Source organism: Bradyrhizobium sp., from assembly GCF_016462955.1.
Lineage (GTDB): Bacteria > Pseudomonadota > Alphaproteobacteria > Rhizobiales > Xanthobacteraceae > Bradyrhizobium.
Window position 1 is genome coordinate 12,876 of sequence record NZ_JAEMSD010000061.1, and the last position, 6,811, is coordinate 19,686.

Sequence of the window (6,811 nt, forward strand, 5' to 3'; positions counted from 1 at the left end):
TGGGCGATCCCGAACTCGACGGCGTCGTGGTGTTCGCACCCGACGGCGTCATGATCGGCCGCGTCGCGCTACCCGAACGCTGCGCCAATGTCTGCTTCGGCGGCCTCAAGCGCAACCGCCTGTTCATGGCCGCGAGCCAGTCGATCTATGCGCTGTATGTGAACACCCAGGGGGCGGTGGGGGGATAGCAAATCTCTCTCTGGCGTCATTCCGGGGCGCGCCTCTTCGGCGCGAGCCCGGAATCCATCAGGCCACGGAGTTGGTGGGTGAATGGATTCCGGGCTCTTCGCTGCGCGACGCCCCGGAATGACGACAGAGATAGACAACGAAAAACACCGGAGCGGTTGCCCACTCCGGCGTTTGGTTTGTCGCGCGAACGATTACGCCGCGTTGAAGCCGGCGACGGCCTTCACTTCGAGGAAGTCCTCGAGGCCGAACTTGCCCCACTCGCGGCCGTTGCCGGACTGCTTGTAGCCGCCGAACGGCGCGGTGCGGTCGTTGGGCACGCCCTGCAGGTTGACGTTGCCGGCGCGGATCTGACGGCCGACCCGCTTGGCGTCCTCGACCGACGGACCGTAGACATATCCGGCAAGGCCGTAGGGCGTGTCGTTGGCGATCTGCACCGCGTCGGCTTCGTCCTTGGCGCCGATGATGGTCAGCACCGGTCCGAAGATCTCCTCGCGGGCGATCGTCATATCAGGGGTGACGTCGGCGAAGATGGTCGGGCGGACATAGAAGCCCTTGTTGACGCCTTCGGGCAGGCCCGGGCCGCCGGCGACGAGCGTTGCGCCCTCGTCGATGCCCTTCTTGATCAGGCCCTGGATCTTGTCCCACTGGCCGCGATTGACCACGGGTCCGATGGTGGTGCCTTCGGCGCGGGGATCGCCGGCCTTGGTCTTGTCGGCGACGGCCTTCGCGATCGCGGCGACTTCCTTCATCTTCGACAGCGGCACGATCATGCGCGAGGGCGCGTTGCAGGACTGGCCGGAGTTGTTGAACATGTGCATCACGCCACCGGTCACCGCCTTGGTGAGGTCGGCGCCTTCGAGGATGACGTTCGGCGACTTGCCGCCGAGCTCCTGGCTGACGCGCTTCACGGTCGGCGCGGCGCGCTTGGCAACATCGATGCCGGCGCGGGTCGAGCCGGTGAAGGAGATCATGTCGATGTCAGGATGCTCGCTCATGGCGGCGCCGACCTCGGGGCCGAGACCGTTGACGAGGTTGAACACGCCCTTGGGCACGCCGGCTTCATGCAGGATTTCCGCGAAGATCAGCGCCGAGGTCGGCGTGAACTCGCTGGGTTTCAGGATCATGGTGCAGCCAGCGGCGAGCGCGGGCGCGACCTTGCAGGCGATCTGGTTCAGCGGCCAGTTCCAGGGCGTGATCATGCCGACCACGCCGATCGGCTCGCGCAGCACCATGGCGGTGCCAACCGGCTCCTCGAAATGATAGTTCTTGAGCACGTCGAGCGTGGTCATGAGATGGCCGAGACCGGCGCCGGCCTGCAGCTTCTCCGCCATCGGCAGCGGTGCGCCCATCTCGTCGGAGACGGCGGCGCCGATCTCCTTGAGGCGGCCCTTGTAGACCTCGATGACCTTGCTGAGCAGCGCGACGCGCTCGTCGCGGCTGGTCTGGGAGAAGGTCGTGAAGGCGCGCTTGGCGGCGGCGACCGCCTTGTCCACGTCGGCCTTGGAGCCCAGCGCAACCTCGTACATCGCCTCTTCCGTCGCCGGATTGACCACGGCGGTGGACTTCTTGACGGCGGGATCGACCCAGGCGCCGTCGATGTAGAATTGCATGCGATTGACCATCGTTAACCTCTTCTTGGGGGCTTGGAGGGGGCGTTTCGGCAGGCATCCTTGCACGAAAGCGCCGGCAATTGAACCCGCCATATGCGGGGCCAGCGTTGCGGCGGGCGGAGGTATATGAGCCGATGGCGGGAACGAGGCAAGATGGCCCCGCAGTCATTCCGGGGCGCGGCGACGCCGCGAGCCCGGAATCCATTTCACCACCTGGACTGAGGCCCGATGGATTCTCAGGTGCGCGATTGCGCACCATAGTTGGCGCTCACGCGCGCCCCGGAATGACGACTTAGCTACACCGCCATCTTCCGGTGCAGCACCGGCGCGCCGGTGGTGAGGCTTTCCGCCGCATCGATGATGGCGTTGGCGTCGATGCCGTAGTACCGGTAAAGGTCGGCGATGCTGCCGGTCTGGCCGAACTGCTCGACGCCGAGCGCCTCGACACGATGACCGCGGACGCTGCCGAGCCAGCCGAGCGCTGACGGATAGCCATCGATCACGGTCACGATGCCGCAGTCGCGCGAAAGCGGCGCGAGCAGCTTTTCGATATGGCTGAGATGCTGCACGCCACGCCGGTCGCGCCGCAATTTTCGCGCCGCGGTCCAGCCGGCGTGGAGACGGTCGGCCGAGGTGATCGCAAGCAGGCCGATGTCGCGGCGGCTCTCGCCGATGAAGCCGGTCGCCTCGATCGCCTCGGGCGCGACCGCGCCGGTATAGGCGATCACGACTTCGGCATTGGGGCCAGGCTTGCGCAGCCAATAGGCGCCGTCGGTGATGCCCTGCTGCAACTCCGGTGTCATGATCCGCTGCGCCTGCTCGATTGCGCGCGTCGAGAGGCGCAGATAGACCGAGCCGCCCTCGCCAGGGTCGCGCTGCATGTGCTCGAAGCCGAAAGCCATGATCACGGCGAGCTCGTCGACGAAGGCCGGCTCGAACGAAGCCAGCCCATCCTGCGCCATGCCGATCAGCGGCGTCGCGATCGATTGATGCGCGCCGCCCTCGGGCGCAAGCGTGATGCCGGAGGGCGTGGCCGCCACCATGAAGCGCGCATCCTGGTAGCAGGCATAGTTCAGCGCATCGAGCCCGCGCTCGATGAAGGGATCGTAGAGCGTGCCGACCGGGAGCAGCCGCTCGCCGTTGATCTGGTGCGACAGGCCGAGCGCCGAGAGCATGATGAACAGGTTCATCTCGGCGATGCCGAGCTCCAGATGCTGGCCCTTCGGCGAGGCGTCCCAATTGTAGGTCGAGGGAATTTTCTCGCTGCGGAATAGGTCCGCCTTCTCGGCGCGCGCGAACAGGCCGCGGCGGTTCACCCAGGGACCGAGATTGGTCGAGACGGTAACGTCGGGCGAGGTCGTGACGATGCGCCTCGCGAGCTCGCTGTCGCTGCGCGCGATCTCGTTCAGCACGAGGCCAAAGCCCTGCTGGGTCGACATCTGCGGCGACGGTTTGAAGGCGAGCTGCTGCGGCACCTCGACGACCGGCGCCGTGAGGCGGCGGCCGTCACGGTTGAACGGCACCTGCGCGAGGAAAGCTTCCAGTTCGGCCGCATCCTGCGTCAGCCCTTCGAACTTGTCCCATTCGTGGCCGGGACGGATGTTCTGGCTCTCGCGGTACTTCTCCATCTGCGTAACAGTCATCAGGCCGGCGTGGTTGTCCTTGTGGCCCTGGAAGGGCAGGCCGACGCCCTTGATGGTGTAGGCGATGAAGCAGACCGGGCGATCGTGATCGATGGAGTCGAACGCCTCCAGCACGCTCGCCATGTCGTGGCCGCCGAGATTCGACATCAGCGCGAGCAGCTCCTCGTCGCTGCGCCGGTCGATCAGCTTGGTGATCGGGCCCTGGTCGCCGATCTCGTCATGGAGATGCTTGCGGAAGGCCGCGCCGCCCTGGAAGCACAGCGCCGCATAGAGCGCGTTCGGGCAATTGTCGATCCACGTCTTCAGCGCCTCGCCGCCAGCTTCCGCGAACGCCTCGCGCATCAGGCGGCCGTATTTCACGATGACGACGTCCCAGCCGAAATTGCGGAACATGGTCTCGAACTTTTCCCACAGACCTTCGCGCACGACGGCATCGAGCGACTGGCGGTTATAGTCGACCACCCACCAGGTATTGCGCAGGCCGTGCTTCCAGCCCTCCGCTAGCGCCTCGAAGATGTTGCCCTCGTCCATCTCGGCATCGCCGACGAGCGCAATCATGCGCCCCTCGCGGCGGTCCTTCATCCAGCCATGCGCCTTGACGTAATCCTGCACCAGCGACGAGAACAGCGTCTGCGCGACGCCGAGGCCGACCGAGCCGGTGGAGAAATCGACGTCATCGACGTCCTTGGTGCGCGAGGGATAGGACTGCGCGCCCTTGAAGCCGCGAAAATTCTCCAGCTTCTCGCGGCTCTGCCGGCCGAACAAATACTGGATGGCGTGGAACACGGGGCTCGCATGCGGCTTCACCGCGACGCGGTCCTCCGGGCGCAGTACGTGGAAATACAGCGCCGACATGATGGTGGCGAGCGAGGCGGACGAGGCCTGGTGGCCGCCGACCTTGAGGCCATCCGCATTGGAACGGATGTGGTTGGCGTGGTGGATGGTCCAGGACGACAGCCACAGCGCCTTGCGGGCCAGCGCGGTCAGGATGTCGAGGCGAGCGGGGTCAACGGGCATGGCGATGCTCCGGGAAAGAAGCACTGATCATACGCCTGCAGGCCGTGCCAAACTTCTCAATTTTTCGCGCCATACCGGCCGATATTGGGATATTTTACCAATCAGACGCCCCTGACCCAGGTTCCATCCCAATGCCAGAGCTCGACGCCATCGACCGGAAAATCCTCGGCCATCTCCAGAACGACAGCCGGATGACCATGCAGGAGCTTGCCGACAAGGTCGGACTCTCGGTCTCGCCCTGCCACCGCCGCGTCAAGCTGCTGGAGGAGCGCGGCGTGATCTCGCGATATATCGCGACCGTGGACCAGAAGGCGCTGGGGCTGCATGTCAGCGTCTTCATCTCGATCAAGCTGGCGCGCCAGAAGGAAGAGGACCTCAACCGCTTCGCCCGCGCCATCTCGAAATGGGACGAGGTGCTGGAGTGCTATCTGATGACCGGCAACCGCGACTATCTGCTGCGTGTTGTCGCAGCCGACCTCGCCTCCTACGAGACGTTCCTCAAGACCAAGCTGACCCGGCTCGACGGCATCGCCTCGATCGAATCGAGCTTTGCGCTCAGCCAGGTGAAATATTCGATCGCGCTGCCGGTGTGACCTCAGCGGCATCGCACATTGTCACAAGGTCGCAACAAACCCCGTCGATGGTCGTTGTGACCGGTATCGAGCCGAGAGAAGGACCCATGACCACACCCGATCCCAAATCCCAGATCTCCAAGCGCGAGCGCATCATCCGGGAAATGGCCGACGATCTCGACGAGGAACTGGAGATGGAGCTGGATGATGCCCGTCTCGACGAGCTTCTCGATGAGACCGGAACGTTGAGTCCGACGGTCGATCGCAGGCTCTATTTCCGGGAACTGCTTCGCCTCCAGGGCGAGTTGATCAAGCTCCAGGACTGGGTGCAGAGCGAGCGGAAGAAAGTCGTGGTGCTGTTCGAGGGCCGCGATGCCGCCGGCAAGGGCGGCGTCATCAAGCGCATCACGCAACGACTCAATCCGCGCATCTGCCGCGTCGCGGCGCTCCCCGCTCCGAACGAGCGCGAGCGCACGCAATGGTATTTCCAGCGCTACGTCGCGCACCTGCCGGCCGGCGGCGAGATCGTGCTGTTCGACCGCAGCTGGTACAACCGCGCCGGCGTCGAGCGCGTGATGGGCTTCTGCTCGGAGGACGAGTATCAGGAGTTCTTCAAGTCAGTGCCGGAATTCGAGCGCATGCTGATCCGCTCAGGCATCATCCTGGTCAAGTACTGGTTTTCGATCACCGATGACGAGCAGCAGTTCCGCTTCACCATGCGCATCAAGGATCCCCTCAAGCAGTGGAAGCTGAGCCCGATGGACGTCGAGTCCCGCAGTCGCTGGGAGGCCTACACCAAGGCCAAGGAGACGATGCTGGAGCACACGCATCTGCCGGATAGCCCGTGGTGGATCGTCGATGCCGTGGACAAGAAGCGCGCCCGGCTCAACTGCATCGCGCATCTATTGACTCAGATCCCGTACCAGGAGGTCGTGCGGGCTCCGGTGACGCTGCCGCCGCGCGTACGCAACCCAGACTATCAGCGAGGCCCGGTTCCGCCGGAGATGTACGTGCCGGCGAAATATTGACACTCCTACCGCCACGGCTGCACGATGATCTTGGTGTGCGCCTCGGGGTTGGCGAGGTCGGCAAACGCCTTGGCGACTCCGTCGAGGCCGACTTCGGCCGTCACCATCGCAGCCGCATCGACCTGCCCTTCCGCGATCAGGCGCAGTGAGTTGGCGAATTCGTCCGGCGTGTAGCCGAGCACGTATTGGACGTTGAGCTCCTTCATAATGCCGAGCATGGGCTCGCTTCGGTCGCTCTCCATGCAGACGCCGACCACGACGATGCGCGCATCGCGCGGAGCGCCCTCGAACACCTGCTGCAACAGGCCGGGCACGCCGACGCATTCGAAGATGATCGCGGGCTTCAGCGCCGGCAGCATGGACTGGAACGGCGGCCGCGCCGCCTTCTCGGCCTCTGACATCTGCGCGTGCTCGGCCCAGTTCGCATAGGGCTGCGACACCTTGGGATCGACCACGACGTCCGCGCCGAGCCTGGCGGCCAGGGCGCGCCGCGCCGGCGAATAGTCGGCGGCGACGATCGGGTGCAGCCCTCTGAGCTTGAGCGCGGCGATCACCGCGAGGCCGACCGGGCCGCAGCCGATCACGAGCGGCACCTCGCCGCCTCGAATGTTTGCCTTGGCCACGGCGTGGACGCCGACCGCCAGCGGCTCGGTGAGCGCGGCATGTTCGGGCGCAAGACCATTGGGCACTTCGAGCAACAAGGCTTCGCTGAGCAGCATCGCCTCGGCGTAGCCGCCGACATTGTCGTTGGA

Annotated in this window: 6 protein-coding genes; 3 read left to right on the top strand and 3 right to left on the bottom strand. The window is 65.1% G+C overall.

Annotated elements, in window-relative coordinates; genetic code table 11:
- On the top strand, positions 1 to 188 hold a 188-nt coding region (locus JHD07_RS09545; RefSeq protein WP_291621375.1), incomplete at its 5' end, for an SMP-30/gluconolactonase/LRE family protein.
- A gap of 192 nt (positions 189 to 380) precedes the next feature.
- Here the strand turns inward: JHD07_RS09545 and JHD07_RS09550 are convergent.
- Positions 381 to 1,811 (bottom strand): aldehyde dehydrogenase family protein, encoded by a 1,431-nt coding sequence (locus tag JHD07_RS09550; RefSeq protein WP_291621377.1) that lies wholly within the window; start codon positions 1,809 to 1,811, stop codon positions 381 to 383.
- A 284-nt stretch (positions 1,812 to 2,095) separates the two neighbouring features.
- The gene (locus JHD07_RS09555) at positions 2,096 to 4,459 is read right to left on the bottom strand and encodes a transketolase (RefSeq protein ID WP_291621379.1); all 2,364 of its coding nucleotides are present in this window, start codon (positions 4,457 to 4,459) and stop codon (positions 2,096 to 2,098) included.
- A 131-nt stretch (positions 4,460 to 4,590) separates the two neighbouring features.
- On the opposite strand from JHD07_RS09555, the gene JHD07_RS09560 reads away from it, so the two are divergent.
- Positions 4,591 to 5,052, top strand: coding sequence for an Lrp/AsnC family transcriptional regulator (locus JHD07_RS09560; protein WP_131866897.1), 462 nt, complete (start codon positions 4,591 to 4,593; stop codon positions 5,050 to 5,052).
- A gap of 86 nt (positions 5,053 to 5,138) precedes the next feature.
- Positions 5,139 to 6,059, top strand: coding sequence for a polyphosphate kinase 2 (ppk2, locus tag JHD07_RS09565; protein ID WP_291621385.1), 921 nt, complete (start codon positions 5,139 to 5,141; stop codon positions 6,057 to 6,059).
- Positions 6,060 to 6,064: 5 nt separating this feature from the next.
- On the opposite strand, the gene JHD07_RS09570 is transcribed toward ppk2, so the two are convergent.
- A partial coding sequence (locus JHD07_RS09570) for a zinc-binding dehydrogenase (protein WP_291621387.1) occupies positions 6,065 to 6,811 on the bottom strand: 747 nt, incomplete at its 5' end.

Excerpts from the sequence above, each read along its gene's own strand:
- JHD07_RS09550 (WP_291621377.1), bottom strand. The coding sequence starts at position 1,811 with ATGGTCAATCGCATGCAATTCTACATCGACGGCGCCTGGGTCGATCCC.
- JHD07_RS09555 (WP_291621379.1), bottom strand. The coding sequence starts at position 4,459 with ATGCCCGTTGACCCCGCTCGCCTCGACATCCTGACCGCGCTGGCCCGC.
- JHD07_RS09560 (WP_131866897.1), top strand. The coding sequence starts at position 4,591 with ATGCCAGAGCTCGACGCCATCGACCGGAAAATCCTCGGCCATCTCCAG.
- ppk2 (WP_291621385.1), top strand. The coding sequence starts at position 5,139 with ATGACCACACCCGATCCCAAATCCCAGATCTCCAAGCGCGAGCGCATC.